This window comes from Halopseudomonas sp. 4NH20-0008, from assembly GCF_057548395.1.
Genome location: NZ_BAAJMD010000010.1, coordinates 128160 through 152960, shown reverse-complemented (window position 1 = coordinate 152960; position 24801 = coordinate 128160). Strand labels below are relative to the sequence as shown.

Annotated in this window: 23 protein-coding genes; 4 read left to right on the top strand and 19 right to left on the bottom strand. The window is 55.5% G+C overall.

Going from position 1 to position 24801, the window contains the following annotated elements; genetic code table 11:
* Positions 1 to 32: 32 nt before the first annotated feature.
* Together AC27HQ_RS11825 and AC27HQ_RS11820 are read right to left on the bottom strand one after the other, a co-directional pair.
* Positions 33 to 266 (bottom strand): DUF7683 domain-containing protein, encoded by a 234-nt coding sequence (locus AC27HQ_RS11825; protein WP_487156367.1) that lies wholly within the window; start codon positions 264 to 266, stop codon positions 33 to 35.
* A complete protein-coding gene (locus AC27HQ_RS11820; RefSeq protein ID WP_487156366.1) occupies positions 263 to 949 on the bottom strand; it encodes a colicin E3/pyocin S6 family cytotoxin in 687 nt (228 codons plus the stop codon). Before AC27HQ_RS11820 ends, AC27HQ_RS11825 begins: the two co-directional genes overlap by 4 nt.
* Before the next feature lie 957 nt (positions 950 to 1906).
* Here AC27HQ_RS11820 and AC27HQ_RS11815 point away from each other — a divergent pair.
* Positions 1907 to 2221, top strand: a complete 315-nt coding sequence (locus tag AC27HQ_RS11815; RefSeq protein WP_487156365.1) for a high-potential iron-sulfur protein — start codon at positions 1907 to 1909, stop codon at positions 2219 to 2221.
* Between the two features lie 187 nt (positions 2222 to 2408).
* On the opposite strand, the gene AC27HQ_RS11810 is transcribed toward AC27HQ_RS11815, so the two are convergent.
* The 6 genes from AC27HQ_RS11810 to AC27HQ_RS11785 all read right to left on the bottom strand — a co-directional run bounded on the left by AC27HQ_RS11810 (position 2409) and on the right by AC27HQ_RS11785 (position 6542).
* Entirely contained in the window at positions 2409 to 2732 is a 324-nt protein-coding gene (locus tag AC27HQ_RS11810; protein ID WP_487156364.1) for a hypothetical protein, read from the bottom strand.
* Positions 2733 to 3312: 580 nt separating this feature from the next.
* The gene (locus AC27HQ_RS11805) at positions 3313 to 3876 is read right to left on the bottom strand and encodes a lysozyme inhibitor LprI family protein (RefSeq protein WP_487156363.1); all 564 of its coding nucleotides are present in this window, start codon (positions 3874 to 3876) and stop codon (positions 3313 to 3315) included.
* A gap of 82 nt (positions 3877 to 3958) precedes the next feature.
* Positions 3959 to 4231, bottom strand: a complete 273-nt coding sequence (locus AC27HQ_RS11800; protein WP_487156362.1) for a hypothetical protein — start codon at positions 4229 to 4231, stop codon at positions 3959 to 3961.
* Positions 4232 to 4356: 125 nt separating this feature from the next.
* On the bottom strand, positions 4357 to 5205 hold the full coding sequence (locus AC27HQ_RS11795) for a hypothetical protein (RefSeq protein WP_487156361.1): 849 nt from the start codon (positions 5203 to 5205) through the stop codon (positions 4357 to 4359).
* A gap of 105 nt (positions 5206 to 5310) precedes the next feature.
* On the bottom strand, positions 5311 to 6165 hold the full coding sequence (locus AC27HQ_RS11790) for a hypothetical protein (RefSeq protein ID WP_487156360.1): 855 nt from the start codon (positions 6163 to 6165) through the stop codon (positions 5311 to 5313).
* Positions 6166 to 6257: 92 nt separating this feature from the next.
* Positions 6258 to 6542 (bottom strand): hypothetical protein, encoded by a 285-nt coding sequence (locus AC27HQ_RS11785; protein ID WP_339526829.1) that lies wholly within the window; start codon positions 6540 to 6542, stop codon positions 6258 to 6260.
* A 522-nt stretch (positions 6543 to 7064) separates the two neighbouring features.
* Here AC27HQ_RS11785 and AC27HQ_RS11780 point away from each other — a divergent pair.
* On the top strand, positions 7065 to 8030 hold the full coding sequence (locus AC27HQ_RS11780; protein WP_487156359.1) for an integron integrase: 966 nt from the start codon (positions 7065 to 7067) through the stop codon (positions 8028 to 8030).
* 248 nt (positions 8031 to 8278) lie between these two features.
* Here AC27HQ_RS11780 and purL read toward each other — a convergent pair whose 3' ends face one another.
* Positions 8279 to 12175, bottom strand: coding sequence for a phosphoribosylformylglycinamidine synthase (gene purL / locus AC27HQ_RS11775; protein ID WP_487156375.1), 3897 nt, complete (start codon positions 12173 to 12175; stop codon positions 8279 to 8281).
* A gap of 149 nt (positions 12176 to 12324) precedes the next feature.
* Here purL and mltF point away from each other — a divergent pair, with 149 nt between their 5' ends.
* Positions 12325 to 13770: a membrane-bound lytic murein transglycosylase MltF gene (mltF, locus tag AC27HQ_RS11770; protein WP_487156358.1), complete on the top strand. Its 1446-nt coding sequence runs from the start codon at positions 12325 to 12327 to the stop codon at positions 13768 to 13770.
* A gap of 188 nt (positions 13771 to 13958) precedes the next feature.
* On the opposite strand, the gene tadA is transcribed toward mltF, so the two are convergent.
* The 5 genes from tadA to AC27HQ_RS11745 all read right to left on the bottom strand — a co-directional run bounded on the left by tadA (position 13959) and on the right by AC27HQ_RS11745 (position 18754).
* Complete coding sequence (gene tadA, locus AC27HQ_RS11765; protein ID WP_487156374.1) at positions 13959 to 14387, bottom strand: tRNA adenosine(34) deaminase TadA; 429 nt, start codon at positions 14385 to 14387, stop codon at positions 13959 to 13961.
* A 37-nt stretch (positions 14388 to 14424) separates the two neighbouring features.
* Positions 14425 to 16332: a sulfate adenylyltransferase subunit CysN gene (cysN, locus tag AC27HQ_RS11760; protein ID WP_487156357.1), complete on the bottom strand. Its 1908-nt coding sequence runs from the start codon at positions 16330 to 16332 to the stop codon at positions 14425 to 14427.
* A 47-nt stretch (positions 16333 to 16379) separates the two neighbouring features.
* The gene (locus AC27HQ_RS11755; protein ID WP_487156356.1) at positions 16380 to 16721 is read right to left on the bottom strand and encodes a four helix bundle protein; all 342 of its coding nucleotides are present in this window, start codon (positions 16719 to 16721) and stop codon (positions 16380 to 16382) included.
* Between the two features lie 95 nt (positions 16722 to 16816).
* The gene (gene cysD / locus AC27HQ_RS11750) at positions 16817 to 17734 is read right to left on the bottom strand and encodes a sulfate adenylyltransferase subunit CysD (RefSeq protein WP_487156355.1); all 918 of its coding nucleotides are present in this window, start codon (positions 17732 to 17734) and stop codon (positions 16817 to 16819) included.
* A 261-nt stretch (positions 17735 to 17995) separates the two neighbouring features.
* Positions 17996 to 18754 carry a Nif3-like dinuclear metal center hexameric protein gene (locus AC27HQ_RS11745; protein ID WP_487156354.1) on the bottom strand — a complete coding sequence of 253 codons (759 nt, stop codon included), beginning with the start codon at positions 18752 to 18754 and terminating at the stop codon, positions 17996 to 17998.
* A gap of 141 nt (positions 18755 to 18895) precedes the next feature.
* On the opposite strand from AC27HQ_RS11745, the gene AC27HQ_RS11740 reads away from it, so the two are divergent.
* The gene (locus tag AC27HQ_RS11740; RefSeq protein ID WP_487156353.1) at positions 18896 to 20035 is read left to right on the top strand and encodes a S1C family serine protease; all 1140 of its coding nucleotides are present in this window, start codon (positions 18896 to 18898) and stop codon (positions 20033 to 20035) included.
* 3 nt (positions 20036 to 20038) lie between these two features.
* Here AC27HQ_RS11740 and hisC read toward each other — a convergent pair whose 3' ends face one another.
* The 5 genes from hisC to AC27HQ_RS11715 form a co-directional block, all read right to left on the bottom strand.
* Entirely contained in the window at positions 20039 to 21094 is a 1056-nt protein-coding gene (gene hisC, locus AC27HQ_RS11735) for a histidinol-phosphate transaminase (RefSeq protein ID WP_487156352.1), read from the bottom strand.
* A 101-nt stretch (positions 21095 to 21195) separates the two neighbouring features.
* Entirely contained in the window at positions 21196 to 22506 is a 1311-nt protein-coding gene (gene hisD, locus AC27HQ_RS11730) for a histidinol dehydrogenase (protein WP_487156351.1), read from the bottom strand.
* A gap of 30 nt (positions 22507 to 22536) precedes the next feature.
* Positions 22537 to 23178 carry an ATP phosphoribosyltransferase gene (hisG, locus tag AC27HQ_RS11725; RefSeq protein WP_487156350.1) on the bottom strand — a complete coding sequence of 214 codons (642 nt, stop codon included), beginning with the start codon at positions 23176 to 23178 and terminating at the stop codon, positions 22537 to 22539.
* A gap of 10 nt (positions 23179 to 23188) precedes the next feature.
* Entirely contained in the window at positions 23189 to 24454 is a 1266-nt protein-coding gene (gene murA, locus AC27HQ_RS11720; protein ID WP_487156349.1) for a UDP-N-acetylglucosamine 1-carboxyvinyltransferase, read from the bottom strand.
* Between the two features lie 58 nt (positions 24455 to 24512).
* Positions 24513 to 24752, bottom strand: a complete 240-nt coding sequence (locus AC27HQ_RS11715; protein ID WP_487156348.1) for a BolA family protein — start codon at positions 24750 to 24752, stop codon at positions 24513 to 24515.
* Positions 24753 to 24801 lie beyond the last annotated feature (49 nt).

Here is a 24801-nt window from a genome sequence, read left to right as displayed (position 1 = left end):
ATGTGAGGCTTTTGCTTGCCAACTTGATTCCTTTAGCCCTCATGGCAGGTTAAGAAAAAATCCAGGCCATCGTTTGGCAGCGTCTGCGAGATGAGCTTTTCAATTTCTTCAATCTGGCTCTTCGTTAATTGGAAATCGTAAAGGTGATCGTGCTCGCCTTCCCAGCTCATAATGACCTTCAGTTCATCAAATGCTGAACCGGGTATTTCTTTGCTGAACGTAGCAAGCTCACCGTCTCGTGGTACGCCCATGATGATATGTTTCATGGCTCAACGCTCCTCGTGTTGTCAGGCGATTTAGTTTGCTCACCAGTTACATGGTTAAATTCGCCTAGATGCTTTCCCCGACTGTTGTATTTCTCAACCGCACCATGCTGAAAATCCCATTCATAGATATTTCCATCTCTGTCCTTCCACCGAGGGCGTCTTTTACCTCCACCCTGCACTATTGTCTTGGGACGGGCCCAAACTGCGTCAGGAAAGCCAGGCAGCGTCTCTGGCTTGGGATGATAATTTAACCCAGGAATACTCATCACCACATGCAGCGGCTGTATCCCCGAGTCTGCCGGAAAGACCAAGATGAAGTCCTTGTATTCCGGCGGGAACACTGGATTTCCGATGGTTTGCGCTGCTACATCCGTTGCTGGAAAAATCCAAATAGGTGGAACGTTCGGCGCAGCGGTCAAAGGGGGGATCCCTTGTCTGTCTGTAGTGTCAACTGCTGGCGTCCAGACCAAAGTGATGCCATCACCAAAGTCAGCTACTTGCTCATTGCCGTGCGTTTCAAACTGAACTACATCAATCATTTCCCAACTGGTATTTGCAACGGCGTGAAAACCATAAGCTCGAATTGTGCCGTCGGCTGCTTGCTCTATATGAAAGCGTAACCTTGTCCTTGCGCTAGGCATGTCAAGTAGCTGATCAGCGGAGTAAATATCAGATTTACCCATGGTGCTTGGCCAGAAAAGCGCCACAATTCCTACAAGCGCTCCCGCGACAACGCCACCCGTTACAATTGACCCTCCGCCAACTGCGCTACTGCTGCTGACGGCACCACCAGAACTACCAGCAGCGACTATGCCGCGAAGCGATAATGCCGAGACTCCAGCAACAGATTCACCAGATATTTGACTTACGGGGAAATCACCTACTGCATTTGGTTGGGCGCGCTCCTAATACCGCTGTACTGCCGTAAGAGCTGATAAGTTCAGCGGGCACAGCATGCGGATAATCTATTTGACCATCAGGCAGCGTACAAGGCTTTGCGTATACACGACCTTTGACCATCAATGGGCTTTCGGGCAGGCAGGGTGCTTTACTGTTTTGCACAAGTGATCGAGACGGCTGACTTTCGAAGTCACGGATATCGGGTCGTGTAACCGGAGGGGGTTCCGATTGAAAATTCGGTACCGCCCGCCTACAAGGCTGAGGCATTGGTCCCGGTCCCTGGCTTTTTGCCATGTTTGAATCATCCTTGAAACCTAAGATGCTATCTGCCGCGTCTACCTCTCTCAACGACATATTCAGAAAGATGTTAACTGACGCAAAATTTATTTCTGAATCACTGCGCTCTACCTATACAGCCCAAGCCTCAGAGCAAATCCTGCATATCCTACGCGAAAATAAATCTGCCAAATTTTCCTGAACTCGTTTCTTCACTTGATGCAGCTTACTGTAATTACATTAATAGTTAGTCACTATGGAAGGACTCAAGCAGAAACACAGGTATTAGCAATCATTCTGATTATCAATACTTATAATATTAAAGAACCTAATTTATGTCTTAATGTTGTACCTATTGAACAACGACTCGTGCCACTCTATTGTGATTAAAGAATGGATGCCAAGCGCTTAAAACTGACTGCTTTTAAAATTTCAACTTTGAAACACTATAGGAATGAATGATCATGGCCAACGAAAGTCGTAGAAAATTTATGCGTCTCAGCTTGCTCAGCATGGCTGCCTTACCGCTGGGCATGGGTATTCTGTCTCAACGCGCCTTCGCCCAGACCCTGACGCCCCTGGACCCGGAAAACCCGCAAGCTAAGGGGTTGAACTATGTGAAAGTGGCGGAAGAAGCGGCCGGCCACCCGGCTTATGCTGCAGGCGAGCACTGCGCAAACTGCGCGCTCTTCCAGGAGGCCAACAATGGCTGCGCCCTGTTCCCGCAGAACAGTGTCGAGCCAAACGGCTGGTGTCAGGTATGGGCCCAGAAGCCCTGACCGCTGATGAGTGATAATGGGGTCAAATGGAGGTTAAAACGCTCATTTGCCCCCGTTTCCTTTTATCCCGTCTCTTTGCTTTTATTAAGTAACTAAACGGGATCAGATGAAGATAAGCGTTAATAATGCTTGCAAAATCACCTTACCCGCATCCCATTTACAACACTCGCCAAACTATTTAATCGCCTTAATGCGCTTCGCTTTCCCAGCCTGAATTATTGACTAGCAAATAAATACCTATAATAGTACCGATCGGAAACCCTAAAAGCATAAATACTGCAATCACAGCTGAACCACCCTTGGCCCAACTCTTCCTTTGCCTTGCCCCTTTAGCAACATAATGATGTGCCGAAAATATTAAACCAATGAAAGTAAGCACCCCAATCATTGGCCCCACTGGATTTCCATCTGTTACCATCTTCATGCTTGTAGTTAACATCAAAACAAAAAGAAGACCGTAAAGCCATGATAGAGCGCGATGAACACGAAATACTTTAATGTTGTTTTCCATATAAAACCTTCAATAGTGATGTGCAACGGTGTCTACTGCTGTGTATAACTCGGGCGAACAACGCTGTGTTGTAGAGCCATTTGAAAAAAGAGAAATTTATCCCCGCTGCTTGCGGGAAATAGGAAAAATAATTTATGTGCTGCTTGAAGAATTTTGAAATTCTTTCATATTGAACAGCCAATAAAGCAACTGACTAAAGGCAATGAATAGAATGAATATAGCCACTGAAAATATTTTGGACAGCAGGATGACTAGAACAAATACAATTAAAATCTTCGACCGAAATTGAGAAATAATTTTCCACCAAACATAGAAGAAGGACATTATGTATGGCAAGCCAAGCATAAAGTATCCTAAAACAAAAAAGCCATTAGAATTTATCTCTTGTTCAAAATAGTTTCCGGCAAGGCCCAATGGAAAAGCCGAAATCAGGCTAATTAAAATAAACCAGTAAAATTGGACGCCATTAATTTTCATGCATCACCTAAAAACACATAACGCCGCCAACACGCGCGGCTTTGTAGTGGAGGCGAAGCCGCAAAGGAGAAGCCGTCGCTGTGCTTGGCCTTGTTATGTTGAGTCATTTATTTCGCTCGAATTCCAGCTGTTCACTTAGAAGCCGAATAAACTCCTTTGTACGCGCCTCGGCATTTGCGGCGTATATTAGGCTTTGAATAGACCCACCTTCATAGAATTCAGCTTCAAATGCGGCAAAGTCGTGCCTAAACTTCCTCCATGACCCCATTGCGTAATCTAAAGCCTCGGCCCGAGTACCATCCTGAAATGTCATGAGCTCTTCGTACACAACGCTTAACTGCGCATCAGCTGCAGTAAGTTGAGCTAGGCTAATCCTGTTCATATCTGCCTGAGTTAGATGCTCGCCGGACTCCAGCAATGAGTCGTGTGAGCCCTGAGCGGATTCCACAATTCGGTTTGCCGCAGCAAGTTCTTCAGCAGAAACTTGATCAGCTGGTTCAGTTCGGGAAAGTTTATGCAGTCTTTCATATCCGCTGATGAACTCCTCAATTTTTCCGGAGTCGTTCTTCTCTATTTTGCGTTTGAGCAAATATGCGACACCGGCCAACAGTGCGCCGACTACTGCACTGACGATTGCCACAATTGCCTCAGGAATTATTTCAATCAATGACTAATCCTTGATGAGCGATATAACGTCCATGAGCACCGGCGCCGAAGGTGTCCGCGTGCCTTTGCTTGTTATGTGTTTTCTAACTTTCATATTGCACAAAGTACTCATTTACCTTTGAATCTGGCTCGTCATCGCGGATGAACCAGATGAGTTCTTGCTTTCTCGATAGCACCCCGGATTTTTCATAGAATCGAAAGAGCGACTCAGAATCATATCTTTCGTATCCCGATGAATCGAACTCAACAATAGCACCTTGTTTGAAGGTCGATCCTCGCGCTGACCAATTCTTCAGAACTTGATACTTCGCACCTTTTTCAAAAAGGCTACCTCGCCACCCGCCTTCGGAAACCATATGATCTCCCTATTCTCCTGGACACATAACGCCTGGCTCTGCGGCATGGTACGGTTGGCGACTTTTGTGCCAGCGAAGCGAGGCAGAAAAGGTGCCAATCGTACCATGTCCGTAGCAGCCACTTGTTATGCCTGAATGCTCAAAGCCCATTGAACCCCCGTTATTTCTCGAAAAACCTTCATCGTCAAAAATGAATAGATAAAACCAAATTTTTTGTATTCGCTATATTCAGCCATCAGCTCGTTAAATGCTTTTGAAGACTCCATGTTTTCTGATATCACTTTGCTTGTATTCAGAATGAACTGCTTGTTTTGCATATCATGTGTTGCTTCGATTCGTTGCAACTCAGATATTAAATCTATATTTTCAAGTTTCTCCGGCTCACTACAGGCAATGGAGTGGGTGCCTGCGCGAATATAAGTGTTTTTTGCGTGATTATTAAGTTTTGACGATCGTTGAAAGTTAGAATTATCAATAATTTTTCTTTTTTTCTTTAAGTTTACAAGCTCAGTCAAGCTGTTTATTGCCGGAGAAGCATATAAGACTAGCGCTTTGTCGCCAAAGGACTGTTCAATTTTTGAAAGTATCTCATGTTGTGCCGTGTACACATGGTATCTATAGTACTCCTTTTGCCAGTGATGCCATTCTTTTCCATTTGCAGTTTTTATATATTCCGGCCTTTTATATTGCAGCAATATATTAGTCTTTATATTGGGGATTTTGTTAATAAAGTGATCTAGCTCTTGCTCTAACTCACCAGCTATATCTAATAGGCTTACACCTGAAAAATGGGGAAAGAACCAAAATGGGAAACCGAATTTGCGCCAAAGGCCTCTGTTATTAGAATTTGATGCGGCGTCAAAACCTAGCAGCCCTTCCAATACTTGACCCGGGGGAAAATAAACAGATGACTTTGAGTCCAGTTCATTATTGAAATAGCTTTCATAAGTTTTTTCTTCGAAATCAACCTTCATTTAATAATAGATTCCTTGCAGATACGTGTAGAGGCATAACGCCCGGCACACGTGCCGGTTTGTAGCCGCGGAGCGGCGGAGAAGCGGTCACCGTGGTGCCGCTTGTTAGCGACTGGGTGGTTGTATACCACATGCTAGATAATCTTCATTAGTCATGACTCTCTTGAACTCGCAAGCACGGCCATCTGTTGACCGCGTGGCTTTTTCGCTATCGGGTATTCGAGTGGGCGAAGGCGTAGCACTTCTTTGACTTTCTTGCATTATTTCTAAAACCGCAATTTCGAAAGATCGATCAAGCGAGTTTCCTGCGTTGCTGAGCTCATTAACCCTATTAGTCAACTCATTAGCTAACTTTGGATTGTATTGTGGCAAGCGCGGATTGATCTGCGGATATTGATTTTCGTATTTCGTTCTGAAAGTTTCAAATTCAGATTGAACTGAGGGCGATGATTCAACTTCTTTACTAATTAGTTGCGAAAGTAAGCTTTGGACATTGATTTCAACATCATACCTTTCTGTGAAATACCAAAATGCTAGCGCTATTATTATCCCGTAAGAAACTACTGACTCCCAACTCCAGCTGCTTTCAGATTTGATTGTACTTTGTTTTTTTCTTCTTGATTGAAGCTCACCTTTCTCTTTCTTGAGCAATCCAATTTCTACGCGAATGCTAGGTTGACTTGTTTTCTGGCTATATAAGCTTGGCTCTTCGATTGGATTGCTATCCTTCTTCATCAGATTGCTTGCGCAAAGATAGCCGAGTATTGCGCCGAGAGGTGTTCCTGCCATAGCTGACCCCATGCCGGCCACCCCAAAATAAGAGCCTATAATTGCACCAACAAACGCCCATGAATAAGCGGAACGCATTCGGCGGTATTTCCACAGCTTGGTTGCTTGAAATTTTGCGTTTGTGACGTACCACGCAAATCCTAAAGCGACCAGCACCGCGAAGGTAAACATAACTCTCCTTAAGCTAACATTTGTTTAAGGGGCGGGCTTTAGCCCGTCCCAGAGAGCGAAGCGAACGGTTTGAACCAATTGTTATAGCTTGCTCAATTTATTTTAGGCTTTTCTTTTGTTGCAGTTGATATTAGAAGCGGTGTGGCAATACCTAGGTGTACTGCCATAAATTCGTTAACGTTTATTCCAACCTTTTGATATAGAACAACAGTTGCTCCGCCAAGCAGAACCATTACAGACGTAACTAGCCAATAAAAAGGTGAGCCAAGCCATGCTGGTTTTTCATTCTTGTTGGTGTGTCTAAGATTATAAAGCGCCAAAATTTCTGGCAGGGCTCCACCTATGACGCCATAAAAAGCCGCTTCTTGCCAGGTCATTATTCATCACCTAGCTTATCTGAATTCATTGCCCTGAAGGCTGTTAGTAGGTCTTTAAAAACAGAACGTTTTTTCTTGAGTGTATATAGCCCGGACCCCGAACGAGATCTCATTACGGATTGACGCACTCTTGGGTCTGTTTCCAATATTATTTTTATTTCTTGGATTGGCCTATGAATTTGTTTTGCTATTCCTTCGGCTGTTCTGTAGTCCCACTTTTCTTCAGCGAGTGCGTTTATAACAAAACTTCCAGTGTTATGGTCACGAGGCGGTTTGTGGGTTTTCTTTGCTTTGTGTCTGCTCATGATTACCTACTGGCTATAACAGTGATTAGACCGCATGCGGTATTAATGCATAACGGATGATTCGATATAACTCCGGAAGCCCGTCACAAAAGCCCACAGCTTTTCCTTTTAATAACAAAACACTAGGCTCCGAAACCCAATTTCAACCTGTATTCGCTTGACTTCGACATTTAGCCCATCTATTACTACTGTATAAATAACCAGTGTAGGAGTCAGCATGGACAGCGCCCCTCCCAAACCTCGATTGCGCGAACAGTTTCGCGCGGTTATTCGAGTGAATCACTACAGCATCCGGACCGAAAAAAGCTATTGGTACTGGATTCGGTATTTCATCCGCTTCAACCAGATGCGTCATCCGCTTGAGCTGGGCCCTGCGGAAGTGAATGCCTTTCTTAGCTGGCTCGCAACGCACAGGCAAGTAGCCGCTGCCACTCAAAATCTCGCGCTGAATGCGATAGTGTTTCTTTACGCACGGGTACTTGAGCAGCCTCTTGGAGAAATTGGAGAGACTGTCCGGGTCAAACGCCCGCCACGCTTGCCTGTCGTGCTGACTCACACTGAAGCTATGAGCATCATAGGCCAGCTAACCCAGCCCTACCAACTTATGGCCTCGTTGATGTATGGGGCGGGGCTGCGAGTGATTGAAACCGCACGTTTGCGCGTTAAAGACATCGACTTCAGTCGTCAGATCATTACTGTCCGCGACGGCAAAGGCGGCAAAGACCGTACTACGTTGCTCCCCGCATCCTTGATTGAGCCATTGCAGCAACGCAAGCAGCGTATTGCTGCGGCCTGGAAAGCCCAGGAGGGCGTTTTCGTTATGCCTGTATCACTACCTTTCGCGCTACGCCGCAAATACCCCTCGTCTCCGGGGTCGCTCGAATGGCAGTGGCTTTTTCCGTCCAGTAATCTGAGCCTTGATGAAGACGGAAACAGCGTCCGTCACCACATACACGTGAGCAGCATCCAGCGTGCGGTCAAGGTGGCGGTCGGGGCGGCCTCTGTCGGTAAACCGGCCGGCTGTCATACGTTTCGTCACACCTTCGCAACCGAGTTACTTCGCAGGGGAAGCGATATCCGCACGGTGCAGACGCTGCTAGGACATGCTGATGTACGCACTACGCAGATTTATACCCACGTGCTGGGTCAAGGCTTTGCCGGCGTGCAGAGTCCATTGGGATGAAAACTCAATCTCCAGACACGCTACCGCCCGATCCTGAGCACGGACAATTTGCGAGTAGCGTTCAAAATGTAGTTGCGTGGACGGCTGGCTGTCCTTGCCTTGCGGGCGGGGGTGGCTGGCAGTCCGTTGCGGTTTCAGATTAATGCAAAGCACTAGGTCATGTCCAAGTGCTTTTTGCTGGCCAATGGCCGTGCCATAAAAAACCCCGGCAGGGCCGGGGTTTGGGGTGTTGCCTGGCGGTGTGACGGTTAGCCGACCCAGACCCGAGCATTGCGGAACATGCGCATCCAGCCGCCGTCTTCGCTCCAGCTGTCCGGGTACCAGGAGTTCTGGACGCTGCGGTATACCCGCTCCGGGTGCGGCATCATGATGGTGACGCGGCCGTCGCGGGTGGTCAGGCCGGTGATGCCACGCGGTGAGCCGTTGGGGTTGGCCGGGTAGCGTTCAGTCATGCGGCCACGGTTGTCAGTAAAGCGCAGGGCTACGCTACTGCTGGCTTCACAGGCATCGACGGCGGTGCTGTCGGCAAACTCGGCGTGACCTTCACCGTGGGCGATGGCGATGGGCATGCGTGAGCCGACCATGCCAGCAAGGAAGATCGAGGGCGAGGCCTGCACTTCAACCATGGCTACGCGGGCTTCGAACTGCTCCGACTTGTTGCGTACAAAGCGCGGCCAATGATCGCTGCCGGGAATCAGCTCGTGCAGGTTGGAGAGCATCTGGCAGCCGTTGCACACGCCCAGGGTAAAGGTGTCCGGGCGGGCGAAGAAGGCGCTGAAGGCATCGCGGGCGGAGGCATTGAACAGGATCGACTTGGCCCAGCCCTCGCCTGCTCCCAGTACGTCACCGTAGGAGAAGCCGCCACAGGCAACCAGTCCTCGGAAGTCAGCCAGATCAACCCGACCACTGAGGATGTCGCTCATGTGCACGTCGATGGCATTGAAACCAGCGCGGGTGAAGGCGGCGGCCATTTCTACCTGACCGTTAACGCCCTGCTCGCGCAGGATAGCGACACGGGGACGCAGGCCGCTGTTGATGTGCGGGGCGGCAACGTTGTCGTTCTGGTCAAAGCTGAGTTGCGCATCCAGGCCGGGGTTGGCGTCGTCGGCCAGGGCTTCAAATTCCTGATCAGCGCACTCGGCGTTGTCGCGCAGGCGCTGAATCTGCCAGCTGGTCTCGCTCCAGGCCTGTTGCCAGGCGCCGCGCGTGCCACTCAGTACGCTGTTGCCGGCATAGGCAAATTCCAGCGTCTGCAGCTGTTGTGGCTGACCAATCACCGCACAGCAATCACCCAGGCCGGCGGCGGCCAGTTGACTGAGCACAGCCTCGGTGTCGCTCTGGCGGACCTGAATCACCGCGCCCAGCTCTTCATTGAAGAGCACGGCGGGCAGCTCGCTGGCGGCATCGGCCAGTACATCCAGATTGACGTTCAGGCCGCAGTGCCCGGCAAAGGCCATTTCCGCCAGGGTGGCAAGCAGGCCGCCATCGGAGCGGTCATGGTAGGCCAGCAGCAGTTCATCCTGATTGAGGCCCTGAATCACTGCGAAGAAGGCTTTCAGGTCGTCGGCGTCGTCCAGATCGGGGGCGGTCTGGCCAATGCGGTTATAAACCTGGGCCAGCGCCGAGCCGCCCAGACGGTTCTGTCCGCGGCCCAGATCGATCAGGATCAGGTCGGTATCGCCCTGGTCCAGTCGCAGTTGCGGGGTCAGGGTCTTGCGGATGTCCTGTACCGGGGCAAAACCGGTGATGACCAGCGACAGCGGCGAGGTCACGCTCTTGTCTTCGCCAGCCTCATTCCAGCGGGTTTTCATGGACATGGAGTCCTTGCCTACCGGAATGGTAATGCCCAGCTCGGGACAGAGTTCCATGCCCACGGCACGCACGGTATCAAACAGCCGGGCATCTTCGCCGGGGTGACCGGCGGCAGCCATCCAGTTGGCGGACAGGCGAATGTCGGAGAGCTTGTCAATCCGCGCCGCAGCCAGGTTGGTGACGGCTTCGGCAACGGCCATACGGCCGGACGCCGGGGCATCCAGCAGGGCCAGCGGCGTGCGCTCACCCATGGCCATGGCCTCACCGGTGTACACATCAAAGCTGGCGGCGGTCACGGCACAATCGGCCACCGGCACCTGCCAGGGGCCAACCAGTTGGTCGCGGGCCACCAGACCGGTGATGCTGCGGTCACCAATGGTGATCAGAAAGTTCTTGCTGGCTACCGAGGGCAAGCGCAAAACGCGCTGTACGGCTTCTTCCAGCTCTACCCTTGTGGCATCAAAGTCGTCCTGCGGCTCGGCCTCACGGGTGACACTGCGGTGCATGCGCGGCGGCTTGCCAAGCAGGACCGAGAGCGGCATATCCACCGGCTGGTTATCAAAGTGCTGGTCGTTGAGTACCAGCAATTGTTCTTCGGTGGCTTCACCCACCACCGCGAACGGGCAGCGCTCACGTTCACAGATGGCCTTGAAACGCTCGAAGTCAGCGTTGTCCACGGCCATCACGTAGCGTTCCTGGGATTCGTTGGACCAGATTTCCAGCGGGCTCATGCCCGGCTCGTCGTTCGGGACATTGCGCAGTTCAAAGCGGCCGCCACGGCCACCGTCATTGACCAGTTCGGGGAAGGCATTGGACAGGCCGCCGGCGCCGACGTCGTGGATAAAGGCGATCGGGTTCTTGTCGCCCAGCTGCCAGCAACGGTCGATGACCTCCTGACAGCGACGCTCCATCTCCGGGTTTTCGCGCTGGACCGAGGCAAAATCCAGGTCTTCGGCACTGCTGCCGGTATCCATCGAGGAGGCTGCGCCGCCACCCAGGCCGATCAGCATGGCCGGGCCACCGAGCACAATCAGCTTGGCACCGACCGGAATGTCGTTCTTTTCCACGTGCTCGGCACGGATGTTACCCATGCCGCCGGCAATCATGATCGGCTTGTGGTAACCGCGCACTTCCGGCCCACGCGGGGAGCTGACGGTCTGCTCGTAGGTACGGAAATAGCCGGTCAGGTTCGGCCGGCCGAATTCGTTGTTGAAGGCAGCGCCGCCGAGCGGGCCGTCGATCATGATCTGCAGCGGGGTAACGATGCGTCCCGGCTTGCCGTTGTCTTCTTCCCAGGGCTGCACAAAGCCTGGAATCCGCAGATTGGAGACGGTAAAGCCGACCAGACCAGCCTTGGGCTTGCCGCCCCGGCCCGTGGCACCCTCATCACGGATCTCGCCGCCGGAGCCAGTCGAGGCGCCGGGGAAAGGCGCAATGGCGGTGGGGTGGTTGTGGGTTTCCACCTTCATCAGGATATGCACGGGCTCTTCATGGGCGCGGTATTCAGCGCTGCCCGGTTGCGGGAAGAAACGCCCGGCCACCGAGCCTTCAATAACAGCGGCATTGTCCTTGTAGGCGGACAGTACGCCCTCACTGCGCATCTGATAGGTGTTCTTGATCATGCCGAACAGGCTTTTTTCTTCTGCCTGACCGTCGATATCCCAGGTGGCGTTGAAGATCTTGTGCCGGCAATGCTCGGAGTTGGCCTGGGCAAACATCATCAGCTCGACGTCGCTGGGGTTACGCTTGAGCTCGGTGAAGCTGCTGACCAGATAATCGATTTCGTCGTCGGCCAGGGCCAGACCCAGTTCATTGTTGGCCTGTGCCAGTGCCTCACGGCCACCGGCAAGGATATCCACCCGGTTGAAGGGCTTGGGTACGGCGTGGCTGAACAGCCCAGCCGCGGCCTCAAGATCAGCAAGTACCCGTTCGGTCATGCGGTCATGCAACAACGCCGCGACCTGCTGCTGCTCGGCGGCGGTCAACTCACCCGCGACGTAGTAGGCCAGGCCGCGCTCAAGCCGCAGCACGGTACTCAGGCCGCAGTTGTGGGCAATATCCGTGGCCTTGCTGGACCAGGGCGAAATGGTGCCAAAGCGCGGCACCACCAGAAACAGCTGGCCGCTGGTCTCTTCCACCGCAACCGAGGGGCCGTATTTCAGTAACCGCGCCAGGACCTGTTCGGTGGTGGCGTCCAGCTCTGCGCTCAACTCGGCAAAGTGCATGAACTCGGCATACACACCGGTCACGCCGGGCACCTTGGCCTGCAGGCGGGCAAGCAGTTTGTGACGGCGGAAGTCGGAAAGGGCTGGAGTGCCACGCAGAATATGCATGCTGGTTTCGGCCTCGGGATACTGAACAGGTGGAAAAAGAAGGCGCATAGGATACCCCATGAAGGCCCTTTGAGCCATGCCACCGGGCGGACAGAAAACGCAATGTTTTGACGCTATTGCCGACCAACGCTTTTGCCTATACTGGGCCCATGTCATCCCCGTTGATTCGCCCCGCCCCGCTGCCCCTGTTGGCCGCCCTGCTCAGTGCCCTGCTGCTCAGCGCCTGTGGCGAGCCGGCATCGCGCATGGAGCAGATCCGTGAAGACGGCACGCTGCGGGTGATCACGCGCAATACGCCGACCACCTATTATCAGGACCGGCATGGCGATACCGGGCTGGAATACGAGCTGGCCAAGCGCTTTGCCGACAGCCTGAATCTTGATCTGCAGATGCTGACCACCAACACCCTGGATGACCTGTATCGGCAACTGGCCGAGGAAGATGGCCCGCATATCGCCGCCGCCGGGGTTACCGTGAATCCGCAACGCAGTGATCAGGTGCGCTTCTCCGACCCTTATCTGGATGTGATCCCCCAGGTGGTCTATCGCCGTGGCGGCCGCCAGCCACGCTCACTGGAAGACCTGTACGACAAACGCATCATGGTCTTGCGTGGCAGCACCCTGGCCGACCAGTTGCGCGCCCTGCAGACCGAGCATCCGCAATTGGTGTTTGAAGAGTCCGATGCGGTAGAGGTGGTGGATCTGCTGCGGCTGGTCAACGACAACGAGATTGATCACGCTGTGGTCTATTCCAACGAGCTGGTGGTCAACCAGGCCTTTTACCCCGCGGTGCGTGTCGGCTTTGACCTGTCCGATGCCAGGCCGATGGCCTGGGCATTGCCCAATGACGCCGAAGACAGCCTGCAACAGGCGGTGAATGCCTACTTTGAGAGTATTCGCAGTGACGGCACGCTGGACCAACTGATCGAGCGCTTCTACGGCCACTCGGATGTACTGGATTACGTGGGTGCGCGGGCCTTTGCCCGGCATATGCAGCAACGCCTGCCGCGCTATGAGACGCTGTTCCGTCAGGCCGGCGATCAGTACGGGCTGGACTGGCGCCTGCTGGCCGCCATGGGCTATCAGGAATCGCTCTGGGATCCGGATGCGGTGTCGTTTACTGGCGTGCGTGGCTTGATGATGCTGACCTTGCCGACTGCGCGCTTTGTTGGCGTCACCAACCGCATTGACCCCAAGCAAAGCATCTTTGGCGGCGCCCGCTATCTGGTCTGGGTGCGCGATCAACTGCCCACCGACATCCCCGAGCCTGACCGCACCTGGTTCGCCATGGCGGCCTATAACGTCGGCATCGGCCACCTTGACGACGCCCGTAACCTGACCCGCAACAATGGCCGCGACCCCAATCGCTGGGTTGACGTCAAGGACCACCTGCCTTTGCTCTCGAAGAAGGAATGGTACACCCAGACCCGTTACGGCTACGCCCGCGGCGCCGAACCTGTGCATTACGTGCAGAACATCCGCCGCTACCACGAAATCCTGCAATGGGTAACCCAACCGCAATCGGAAATGGATACCACCGACGCTGATCAATACCATGCGCCGGGGATCTTGGAGCAACTCCCGCAAGGCTTTTAAAGCTGGAAGCTGGAAGCTGGAAGCTGGAAGCTGGAAGCTGGAAGCTGGAAGCTGGAAGCTGGAAGCTGGAAGCTGGAAGCTGGAAAAGTTTGGGCCTAGCCTGACTGCCGTCAACCCAAAACAAGCTACCTTTCGCACGTTTCTCGAACTGCACGGGCAACTTCAAGCTTCAAGCTAATAACTTAAACCTACCTTCGCCCCTTAAAAAATGCCTTGAGAATCGCCCCACACTCCTCTGCCAACACGCCCCCCTCCACCTCGATCCGGTGATTCATCCAGGGTTGGGCGAGGACGTGGGATTGGCTGGCGATGGCGCCGGCGCGGGGCTCGGTGGCGCCGTAGACCAGGCGTTTGATGCGGCTGTGGATCAGCAGCCCGGCACACATGGTGCAGGGCTCCAGAGTCACATACAGGGTGGTATCGGGAAGGCGATAGTTGCCCTCGGCCTGAGCAGCAGCGCGCAGGGCAACCATTTCGGCATGGGCACTGGGATCATGGCTGCTGATCGGCTGGTTGAAGCCACTGCCGATCACCTGGCCATTACGCACCAAAACCGCACCCACCGGCACCTCTCCCAGGACCGCAGCCTGTTGGGCCTGGTCCAGAGCTTGGCGCATAAAATCAATGTCGGCGGGCGTCACACCGGCGGCCTGATCAGATCAGACCGCGCTCGCGCAGCAGGCCCACCACCCGGTCGACACACTGTTCAAGGTTCAGCTCAGCGGTGCTCAGCACCAGATCCGCGTTTTCAGGCGCTTCATAGGGGTAGGACACGCCAGGCACAGTGCCTTCAACGTTGGCCGCATAAAGACCCGACGGATCGCGCTGCTGGCACAGCTCAAGCGGGGCATCGAGGTGGATCAGCAAACAACGCTCGCCGAGAATATAGCGTGCGGTGTCACGGCTGGCCTTGGTCGGCGCAACAAAGGCACCAATGGCAATCAGACCGGCTTCGTTGAGCTGACGGGCAATGCGTGCACCCTTGTGCAGGTTTTCTGCACGGCCGGCAGCATCCTGGCTCAGACCCTTGCTCAGGTCCTGGCGCAGCGCCTTGCCGTCCAGCACATAACAGGCACGGCCAGCATCAAACAGCTTGCGCTCCAGTGCGTAGGCGATGGTGCTCTTGCCCGCGCCGGAAAGACCGGTAAACAACAGGGTAACCGGCTCCTGACCAAAGCGCTGGGCGCGCTCACTGGCCGTGACGTGAGCAAAACCACCATGACGGCTGCCACTGGTGTTCTGTCCGAGCAGGCCCTTGGCGACGATCATGCCGGCACCCACGGTACCATTGGTCATGCGGTCGATGACGATAAAGGCGCCGCTGGTGCGGTTGGCGCGGTAATCGTCATAGGCAATCGGGCGCTCCAGGGACAGCTGTACGCGACCGATTTCATTCAGACCCAGTTGACCCGCGGCCTGCTTGTCCAGGGTGTTGACATCAATACGATGGACAATCTGGGTAAAGGAACCCGGGCTGTAGCTGGTAGCGCGCTTGATATCGTATTTGCGGCTCGGCTGCATGGGCTGATCGGCCATCCACACCAGATCGGCTTCGAACTGGTCGCCAATCAGCGGACGGTTGTCCACATGCGCCAGCACGTCGCCACGGGAAATATCAATTTCATCTTCAAGCGTCAGGGTCACGGCCTGGCCGGGGCCGGCACTTTCCAACTCGCCGTCGAAAGTGACGATGGATTTGACCCGGCTGCTCTTGCCCGAGGGCAGGACCACCAGCTCATCACCCTTGTGCACCACGCCTGAGGCCAGGGTGCCGGCAAAACCACGGAAGTTCAGGTTCGGACGGGTAACCAGCTGTACCGGGAAGCGCAGGTCGCTGAGGTTACGGTCGGCTGAGAGCTCCACGGTTTCGAGGATTTCCATCAGCGTCTGGCCACTATACCAGGGGCTACGCTCACTGCGGTTGACCACGTTGTCGCCCTTGAGCGCCGACATGGGGACAAAGTGCACGCTGTTGCCGTCCAGGGTTTCAAGGCCTTCGGCAAAACTGCGGTAGTCGGCACAGATCTGGTTGAATACACCTTCGTCGAAGTCTTTCAGATCCATTTTGTTGACGGCGACCACGATGTGCTTGATGCCCAACAACGAGGCAATGAAGCTGTGCCGTTTGGTCTGGGTCTGCACGCCGTAACGGGCGTCAATCAAGATGATCGCCAGATCACAGGTCGAAGCACCCGTGGCCATGTTACGGGTGTACTGCTCATGGCCGGGGGTGTCGGCAATGATGAACTTGCGCTTGGTGGTGGAGAAATAGCGGTACGCCACATCAATGGTGATGCCCTGCTCACGCTCAGCCTGCAAGCCATCGACCAGCAGCGCCAGGTCCACTTCCTCACCAGTGGTACCGGACTTCTTCGAGTCGCGGCTGATCGCCTCCATATGATCTTCATAGATCATCTTGGAGTCATGCAGCAAGCGCCCGATCAGCGTACTTTTGCCATCGTCAACGTTGCCGCAGGTCAGAAAGCGCAACAGTTCCTTACGCTCGTGCTGGGCCAGGTAGGCCAGAATGTCTTCGCTGATTAGATCTGATTGATGACTCATTCACTAGCTCCAAGCTGCAAGCGACAAGCAACAAGCTGTCCGTGCAGTTATTCAGTAATTCGGTTAATCAAGCCTGTCAGCATGCGCGACAGCTCACGGGTTTCATCTATCCAGTACGCCGCTAGCGCCTCATCCAAATAGTCAATTTCCTGCCCTACCATCAGCTGGGTCCTGACTTCTGCACAAGACCCTTTCGCAACACTGAGAAAATACCGTTTCTCTGAATTGCCAGCCCGCTCCATGCCTTCAGCTATGTTGCTGGGGACAGATAGGGCTGATCGCGTCAGTTGATTTCGAAAACCGTAGTCCGGGCAATCGGCTAGCGCACGGTACATGGCTACCGAAAGCGCTTTACTTCGACGCCATACCTCCAGCTTTTCAAAATCCATCAGCAACCTCCCTGTTGCCTTAAAAAGCACTCTTACAGCGACTTCAAATACTTGCAGCTTGCCACTTGCGGCTTGCCGCTACTTCTAGCCTTCGGCTAGAAGTAGCCCTGCCGCTTCTTCTCTTCCATCGATCCGGAGGAATCGTGGTCGATGACGCGGCCCTGGCGTTCCGAGGTCTTGGCCAGCAGCATTTCCTGGATGATATCCGGGAGGGTATCGGCTGCGGATTCGACGGCGCCGGTCAGCGGGTAACAACCCAGAGTGCGGAAGCGCACCAGGCGGTTATGGATGCTGGCTTTCTGCTCGGGTGTGAGGTACTGCAGGATGCGATCGTCATCGATCATCACCAGAGTGCCATTCAGCTCGACAACCGGACGCTCCGCAGCCAGGTACAGAGGCACAATCGGAATGCTTTCCAGGTAGATGTATTGCCAGATATCCAGCTCGGTCCAGTTCGACAGCGGGAACACACGGATGCTTTCGCCCTTGTGAACCTTGCCGTTGTAAATGTTCCAGAGTTCCGGACGCTGGTTCTTCGGGTCCCAGCGGTGATGCTTGTCACGGAAGGAGTAAACCCGCTCCTTGGCCCGCGACTTTTCCTCGTCGCGACGTGCGCCACCAAAGGCCGCATCAAACCCGTACTTGTCCAGCGCCTGCTTGAGCGCCTGGGTCTTCATCACGTCGGTGTGTACCGCGCTGCCATGGGTGAAGGGATTAACGTTCTGAGCCAAACCTTCAGCATTCTGGTGCACCAACAGATCGAGGTCCATTTCCTCGACCATCTTGGCGCGAAATTTGTACATCTCCTGGAATTTCCAGCCGGTGTCCACATGCAGCACCGGGAAAGGCAGCTTGCCTGGATAAAAGGCCTTGCGCGCCAGATGCAGCATCACAGCGGAGTCTTTACCGATCGAATAAAGCATCACCGGATTCTGAAACTCGGCCGCCACTTCACGAATGATGTGGATACTTTCCGCTTCCAGTTGCTTCAAATGGGTCATTTTTTCCAGCATGGCGTACTCACGATCAAAAGGGGAATGTGCTGCTTCCCGAAATTGGATGCCGCATTGTAGCAAAGAGAGTTTCTTATAATAAGCAGGTAATCAAGAACCTTGGGCTATAAGCATATACCCCAGCGGCAAGCTTCAAGCGACAAGCGACAAGCTAAAACCTACTCTTTGCACCTCTGAAACATTGCAAACTGGTCTTCCGGGCTTATCGTTTTTGCTTTTACTTGCAGCTTATGGCTTGTCGCTTGCGGCTAGCCGCCAGGCTCAGACCGGATTATCAATGTCAATAAACTCATGCTCCAACCCGAACCGTTCCGCCAGGTGCTGGCCCAGCGCTTTGACGCCGTAACGTTCGGTGGCGTGGTGGCCGGCGGCGAAGAAGTGGATGCCATTTTCCCGCGCGGCATGCACTGTGGGTTCGGAGACTTCGCCGGTGACAAAGGCATCCACCCCCAGGGCGATGGCCTTGTCGATATAGCCCTGTGCGGCGCCGGTACACCAGGCGATTCGTTTGATCGGCCGGTCGTTGCCGGCAATGTGCAGCGGTTCGCGGCGCAGTGCAGCGGCCAGTTGGCCTGCCAGATCGGTGGCGGCCAACGCCTCGGGCAACTCACCATGCAAACCCACCGAACGGGGATTGCCGGGCTCCAGTCCACCCTGTATCTGCCAGCCCATCAGCTCGGCCAACTGTACGTTGTTGCCCAGCTGCGGGTGGACATCCAGCGGCAGGTGATAGGCCAGCAGGTTAATGTCATTGAGCAACAGGGCCTTGAGTCTGCGCTGCTTGATACCCGTCACCGAGGCTGATTCGCCACGCCAGAAATAGCCATGGTGCACCAGCAACAGGTCAGCACCCGCAGCCACTGCAGCGTCAACCAGAGCCTGGCTGGCGGTAACGCCAGTAATCAACCGGCGAAGCTGCGTGCGCCCTTCCACCTGCAAACCATTGGGGCAATAGTCCTGAAAAGCCGGACTGTCCAGCAGGCTGTCGCAATAGCTGACCAGTTCACTGCGTTCGACCATGCAAACCTCGCGTTGTCGGTAGGGTGATATTCGCAACAGCGGCGGTGCATGTGCGCAGCGTCACTGTATTATGCGGTCTTTCATCATATACTCTCTGCCAGTAAGCCGCATGCTGGCAGCGGCACTTTCAGGATGGAACGGATGAACCTATTGTTGCGCAACTGGGGCTGGCCCGCGGTATGTGGGGTATTGATTGCCTTGCTGATCAGCCAGATTTACCCGCAGTGGCTGGGGCTTCCCGCGCGCGATCTGCCTCTGCAGGCCGCCTCTGGCGCCAATACCGTCAGCAATGGCCCCTACTCCTACAGTGCAGCGGTTGCACGTGCAGCGCCCGCCGTTGCCAACATCTATACCAGCAAGCCCGCCACGGCCAGCGAGAATCCGGCCTTTCGCAATCCGACCCTGCGCGATTACTCCGACAACATGCCCGCACCGGCACGACGCCAGTCCAGTCTGGGCTCGGCAGTGATTCTGAATCCCGACGGTTATCTGCTGACCAATAACCATGTGATTGCCGGTGCCGACCAGATTCTGGTGGCCCTGCGCGATGGTCGCGAGGCCCTGGCGACACTGATCGGCACCGACCCGGAAACCGATCTGGCGGTCCTCAAGATTGATCTGCCGGATTTGCCTGCGGTCTCCATCAGCCAGGCCGACGAGCAGCGTATCGGCGATGTGGTCATGGCCATCGGCAACCCCTTTGGCCTGGGTCAGACCGTGACCATGGGCATTGTCAGCGCCACCGGGCGCAACCAGCTTGGCCTCAATACCTATGAGGACTTTATCCAGACCGATGCAGCAATCAACCAGGGCAACTCGGGCGGCGCCCTGATTGATGCGCATGGCAATCTGATCGGCATCAATACCGCCATCTTTTCGCAATCCGGTGGTTCACAGGGTATCGGCTTTGCCATTCCGGTGAAGCTGGCCGTTGAGGTCATGCAGGCCATTATCAATCAGGGCCGGGTGATTCGCGGCTGGCTGGGGGTGGAGGTGCAGCCACTGACGCCGGAGCTGGCAGAGTCCTTTGGTATTGATATCCGCGAGGGCATCGTGATTTCCGGGCTGTATCGCGAAGGCCCGGCCTGGCTGGCCGGTCTGCTGCCGGGGGATGTGATTTTGCGTATTGACGGTCAGCCTTCGGGCACCGGCCGACAGGCCATGAACCAGGTGGCCCGCGCCAATCCTGGCCAGGCTGTGACCCTGGACATTCTGCGCAATGGCCAGCCCCTGCAGTTCAAGGCGGAAGTCGGCGTCCGACCGAGCTTCCGCAGCCAGTAAGGTTCAGAGCAGTTCGCCGAGCGCCTCAACCAGTTTGAGGTTCTGTTCCGGCGTGCCGATGGTAATGCGCAGGAACTGATCGATGCGCGGCTTGGCAAAGTGCCGGACAATGATGCGTCGCTCGCGCAGGCCCTGTGCCAGGGCCGCTGCATCATGCTGCGGGTGCTGAGCAAAAACGAAATTGGCCGCCGATGGCAAGACCTCGAAACCCAGGGCCTGTAGTTGACTGGTCAGTCGTTCACGACTGTCTATCACCGCATTGCGGGTCATCTCGAAATAATCGTTATCGGCAAAGGCGGCCTCGGCCCCGGCCAACGCCAGGCGATCCAGCGGGTAGGAGTTGAAGCTGTTCTTGATGCGCTCCAGCGCCTCGATCAGATCTGCATGCCCGACCGCCAGCCCGACCCGTAACCCCGCCAGACTGCGGGATTTGGACAGGCTCTGGGTCACCAGCAGATTGGGATAGCGATCAACCAGGCTGATGGCCGTCTGCGCGCCAAAGTCGACATAGGCCTCATCCACAACCACTACCGAATCCGGATTGGCCTGCAGTATCTGCTCGATCTGGGCCAGTCCCAGCGCCATGCCGGTTGGCGCATTGGGGTTGGGGAAGATGACGCCGCCGTTAGGCTGGCTGTAATCCGCCGGGTTGATACTGAAATCCTCGGCCAGCGGCAGCATCTTTGCCTGAATGCCATACAGCCCGCAGTAGACCGGGTAGAAGCTGTAGCTGATATCTGGAAACAGCAGGGGCTTGTCGTGTTGGAACAGGCCATGGAACACATGCGCCAACACCTCATCCGAGCCATTACCAACAAATACCTGCTCGCTTTTGACCCCGTAGTAGCTGGCTATACCGGCCTTCAGCGCATCGCAATTGGGTGCGGGATACAGACGCAGACTGTCATCCAGCACCGCCCGAATCGCGTCAATCACCTGCGGCGAGGGGCCGAAGGGGTTCTCGTTGGTGTTGAGCTTGACCAGATTATCGATCTTGGGCTGCTCACCTGGCACATAGGGCACCAGGTTCTTGACAAAAGGACTCCAGAAACGGCTCACAGATCAATCCTCAATTAAGCTGCAAGCCACAAGCGCCAAGCTACAAGCTGACCGTGCAGGCTGCACCGATACACTTGCCGCTTGCCGCTTGTGGCTTGCCGCTAGGGCTTTATGCGGTATTCCGCGCTGCGTGCGTGCGCGGTCAGCGATTCGCCGCGGGCCAGGACCGAGGCGGTTTTGCCGAGCTCAGAGGCGCCGTCGGGCGAGCAGAAGATGATCGACGAGCGTTTCTGGAAGTCATACACCCCGAGTGGTGACGAAAAGCGCGCGGTACCCGAGGTCGGCAACACGTGGTTCGGGCCGGCGCAGTAGTCACCGAGCGCCTCGGGGGTATAACGCCCCATGAAGATCGCACCAGCGTGACGGATGGATGGCAACAGGGCCTCCGGATCGGCCACCGACAACTCAAGGTGCTCGGGGGCAATGCGGTTGGACAGTTCGCAGGCCTGCTCCAGACTGTCGACCTTGATCAACGCGCCCCGGGTATCCAGCGAGATACGCACCATGTCGGCACGCTCCAGGCTGTCCAGCAGCTTGTTCAGGCTGGCCTCGACGGCATCGAGAAAGGCCGCGTCCGGCGACAGCAGAATGGACTGGGCATTCTCGTCGTGCTCGGCCTGGGAAAACAGGTCCATAGCGATCCAGTCAGGGTCGGTCTGGCCGTCACAGATCACCAGAATCTCCGAGGGACCGGCAATCATGTCGATGCCCACCTGACCGAACACGGCACGCTTGGCCGTCGCCACATAGATATTGCCGGGGCCAACAATCTTGTCAACCTGGGGAACGCTCTCGGTGCCATAGGCCAATGCCGCAACCGCCTGCGCACCACCCAGAGTAAAGACCCGGTCTACGCCGGCCAGACAGGCAGCGGCCAGCACCAGCTCGTTGATCTCACCACGCGGGGTCGGTACCACCATGACCACTTCGCGAACGCCAGCGACCTTGGCCGGGATGGCATTCATCAATACCGACGAGGGATAGGAGGCTTTGCCGCCCGGCACATAGAGACCGGCACGGTCCAGCGGGGTAATCTGCTGCCCCAGCACGGTGCCATCGGCCTCGGTGTAGCGCCAGGAGGGTTGCAGCTGCTTTTCGTGGTAGCTGCGTACGCGCTCGGCAGCCACCTCCAGCGCTTCGCGCTGCGTCGGGGTAATCCGGGTCAGAGCCAATTCCAGACGGGCACGATCAAGGATCAGATCGGCCATGCTGGTAACATTCAGCTGATCAAAACGACCGGTGTATTCCACCAGCGCGGCATCGCCACGGGCGCGCACGGCGGCAATGATTTCCTCGACACGCTCGTTGACGGCCTTGTCGGAGACGCCTTCCCAGGCCAACAGTGCATCCAGATGCTGCTTGAAGTCCGCCTGATTGGCATCCAGACGGGCAATGTTCAGCGGCGTACTCATGGCATTCACCTATGCAACAGGGACGGGGGTTCAGGCTGCGCGCTGTTCGACAGCAGCAGCCAGCAGTTCAATCAGCGCCTTGATGCGCGCATGTTTCATTTTCATCGAAGCCTTGTTGACCACCAGCCGTGAGCTGATGGTGGCAATCAGTTCCTGCGGTTCCAGACCGTTGGCCTTGAGGGTGTTACCGGTATCCACCACGTCGATGATCTTGTCCGCCAGACCCACCAGCGGGGCAAGCTCCATAGAGCCATACAGCTTGATCACTTCAACCTGACGGCCCTGCTCGGCATAGTAACGTTTGGCCACGTTGACAAACTTGGTGGCCACCCGCAGACGTCCCGTCGGTTCCGGGGTATTCACCGGGCCGGCGGTCATCAGTCGGCAGTTGGCAATTTTCAGATCCAGTGGTTCATACAGGCCCTGGCTGCCGTACTCCATCAACACATCCTTGCCAGCCACGCCCAGATCGGCCGCACCCAGTTCGACATAGGTCGGCACATCGGTGGCACGGACAATCAGCAGCCGCACACTGGGATCGCTGGTGGCGAAAATCAGCTTGCGACTTTTCTCCAGATCCTCAATGGGTTCAATACCCGCCAGTTTCAGCAGTGGCAGGGTGTCATCGAGAATCCGGCCCTTGGACAGGGCAATGGTCAGGGTATCGGTCATGTCATTTCTCTCAGGCCGAGACGCGGCGGATGATCCCACCCAGCGCCTGCAGCTTTTCTTCAATACATTCATATCCACGGTCGATGTGGTAGATGCGATCGACCAGCGTGTCGCCATCGGCTACCAGGCCGGCAATCACCAGACTCGCCGAGGCGCGCAGATCGGTGGCCATGACCGGGGCACCCTTGAGGCGCTCGACGCCGGTGACAATGGCGGTATTGCCTTCGACCAGGATATGCGCACCCATTCGGTTCATTTCCTGCACATGCATGAAGCGGTTTTCAAATACGGTTTCAATCACCGTGCCGGTGCCTTCAGCCACAGCGTTCATGGCGATGAACTGCGCCTGCATGTCGGTCGGGAAAGCCGGATAGGGCGCCGTACGCAGGTTGATAGCGCGCGGCCGGTTGCCCTTCATGTCCAGACTGATCCAGTTCTTGCCGGTATCGATCTGGGCGCCCGCCTCTTCCAGCTTGAGCAGCACCGCTTCAAGGAAGGCGGCATCAGTGTCCTTAAGTTTGACACGACCACGGGTAGCCGCCGCCGCAACAAGGTAAGTACCTGTTTCAATCCGGTCGGGCATCACCGAGTGGCGGGCACCGTGCAGACGTTCCACGCCCTCGATAACGATGGTGTCGGTACCGTGGCCCTTGATGTTGGCACCCATGGCAATCAAGCACTCAGCCAGATCGACGACTTCCGGTTCCCGCGCAGCGTTCTCCAGCACGGTACGTCCCTTGGCCAGGGTCGCAGCCATCAGGATGTTTTCGGTACCGGTCACGGTCACGGTATCAAAGAAGAAGTGTGCACCACGCAGGCCACCCTCAGGGGCGCGGGCCTTGATATAACCGGCCTCAACGCTGATCTCGGCACCCATGGCCTCGAGACCGCGGATATGCAGGTCGACCGGCCGCGAACCAATGGCGCAGCCGCCGGGCAGTGCCACTTCAGCATAACCGAAATGCGCAACCATCGGGCCCAGCACCAGGATCGAGGCACGCATGGTCTTGACCAGCTCGTAAGGCGCCACCAGGGTCTTGATGGTGGTGGGGTTGACCTCGACGTTCATCTTTTCATCGAGCACCGGCTGAATGCCCATGCGCCCGAACAGCTCAATCATGGTGGTGATGTCATGCAGGTGCGGCAGGTTGCAGACGGTCACTGCGCCATCAGCCAGCAGGGTCGCAGCGAGAATCGGCAGGGCGGCATTCTTGGCACCGGAAATACGAATTTCCCCATCGAGACGATTACCGCCGGTGATCATCAGTTTATCCATTGTTCGTCTCGCTCTCAGGGGCTAGGTAGTAAGAAAGTGGAGCAGGCCAGGCACGCATTCAAACGCGGTTGGCCCAGGCCTCGCGGGTAAAGAATTTCATGGTCACAGCATGAATGCTGCCGTCGGCAATCTGATCATTGAGCAAGGCATAAATCTGTTGCTGACGTTTGACCGGAGACAGCGCCGCCAGGCTGTCGCTGATAACCAGCAACTGAAAGTTGCAGCCCTCTCCTTCGACTTCGACACGGGTGTCCGTCAGCCGGGTTTCAATCAACTCTTTAACTTGTTGCGCCTGCATAGAAATTCCATCAGTCAGTGAGTCCGGTCACCTGCTGGCGACCGGCTTG

Coding starts and splice junctions, on each gene's coding strand:
- AC27HQ_RS11780 (WP_487156359.1), top strand. CDS start 7,065: ATGGACAGCGCCCCTCCCAAACCTCGATTGCGCGAACAGTTTCGCGCG.
- AC27HQ_RS11755 (WP_487156356.1), bottom strand. CDS start 16,721: ATGGATTTTGAAAAGCTGGAGGTATGGCGTCGAAGTAAAGCGCTTTCG.
- AC27HQ_RS11740 (WP_487156353.1), top strand. CDS start 18,896: ATGAACCTATTGTTGCGCAACTGGGGCTGGCCCGCGGTATGTGGGGTA.
- cysN (WP_487156357.1), bottom strand. CDS start 16,332: ATGAGTCATCAATCAGATCTAATCAGCGAAGACATTCTGGCCTACCTG.
- AC27HQ_RS11795 (WP_487156361.1), bottom strand. CDS start 5,205: ATGAAGGTTGATTTCGAAGAAAAAACTTATGAAAGCTATTTCAATAAT.
- AC27HQ_RS11815 (WP_487156365.1), top strand. CDS start 1,907: ATGGCCAACGAAAGTCGTAGAAAATTTATGCGTCTCAGCTTGCTCAGC.
- mltF (WP_487156358.1), top strand. CDS start 12,325: ATGTCATCCCCGTTGATTCGCCCCGCCCCGCTGCCCCTGTTGGCCGCC.
- cysD (WP_487156355.1), bottom strand. CDS start 17,734: ATGCTGGAAAAAATGACCCATTTGAAGCAACTGGAAGCGGAAAGTATC.
- AC27HQ_RS11715 (WP_487156348.1), bottom strand. CDS start 24,752: ATGCAGGCGCAACAAGTTAAAGAGTTGATTGAAACCCGGCTGACGGAC.
- AC27HQ_RS11825 (WP_487156367.1), bottom strand. CDS start 266: ATGAAACATATCATCATGGGCGTACCACGAGACGGTGAGCTTGCTACG.
- AC27HQ_RS11790 (WP_487156360.1), bottom strand. CDS start 6,165: ATGTTTACCTTCGCGGTGCTGGTCGCTTTAGGATTTGCGTGGTACGTC.
- hisG (WP_487156350.1), bottom strand. CDS start 23,178: ATGACCGATACCCTGACCATTGCCCTGTCCAAGGGCCGGATTCTCGAT.
- hisD (WP_487156351.1), bottom strand. CDS start 22,506: ATGAGTACGCCGCTGAACATTGCCCGTCTGGATGCCAATCAGGCGGAC.
- AC27HQ_RS11785 (WP_339526829.1), bottom strand. CDS start 6,542: ATGACCTGGCAAGAAGCGGCTTTTTATGGCGTCATAGGTGGAGCCCTG.
- tadA (WP_487156374.1), bottom strand. CDS start 14,387: ATGCGCCAAGCTCTGGACCAGGCCCAACAGGCTGCGGTCCTGGGAGAG.
- murA (WP_487156349.1), bottom strand. CDS start 24,454: ATGGATAAACTGATGATCACCGGCGGTAATCGTCTCGATGGGGAAATT.
- AC27HQ_RS11800 (WP_487156362.1), bottom strand. CDS start 4,231: ATGGTTTCCGAAGGCGGGTGGCGAGGTAGCCTTTTTGAAAAAGGTGCG.
- purL (WP_487156375.1), bottom strand. CDS start 12,175: ATGCATATTCTGCGTGGCACTCCAGCCCTTTCCGACTTCCGCCGTCAC.
- AC27HQ_RS11810 (WP_487156364.1), bottom strand. CDS start 2,732: ATGGAAAACAACATTAAAGTATTTCGTGTTCATCGCGCTCTATCATGG.
- AC27HQ_RS11820 (WP_487156366.1), bottom strand. CDS start 949: ATGGGTAAATCTGATATTTACTCCGCTGATCAGCTACTTGACATGCCT.
- AC27HQ_RS11745 (WP_487156354.1), bottom strand. CDS start 18,754: ATGGTCGAACGCAGTGAACTGGTCAGCTATTGCGACAGCCTGCTGGAC.